At 61.2% G+C, this 268-nt stretch carries 1 protein-coding gene; it reads right to left on the bottom strand.

Translation table 11 applies throughout. The features are described 5' to 3' along the window. Nucleotides 1-247: hypothetical protein (locus SM447_RS29885; RefSeq protein ID WP_474576207.1), on the bottom strand; the 247-nt coding region annotated here is incomplete at its 3' end. Nucleotides 248-268 lie beyond the last annotated feature (21 nt).

Genomic DNA, 268 nt, shown 5'->3' with positions numbered 1-268 from the left:
CATAAAGCCGTGCGGCATCGCGCCCCGGGCCAAGTGGTTGCTCATAGGGTTCAATCGGCTCTTCATATCGCTCGCCCAGACGCGGCTCGAGCTTTGCTTCTGACACGTACCAAACACGCGCGTGGCTTTCCGGCGCGTCCCAGTCGATCGTCAGGGTCCAGCCGTAAACCCCTTCCAGGATTTCGCGCAGCACGCTTGTGCGCATGGTTCCGTCGATGGGAAACGTCACGTGCTCGTCGGTGGCCATACATTCGGTCAGCCCATCCAC

This window comes from Micromonospora aridisoli, from assembly GCF_056150025.1.
Note: the sequence above shows the minus strand (reverse complement) of the source record. Positions and strands in the feature narration are given on the sequence as shown.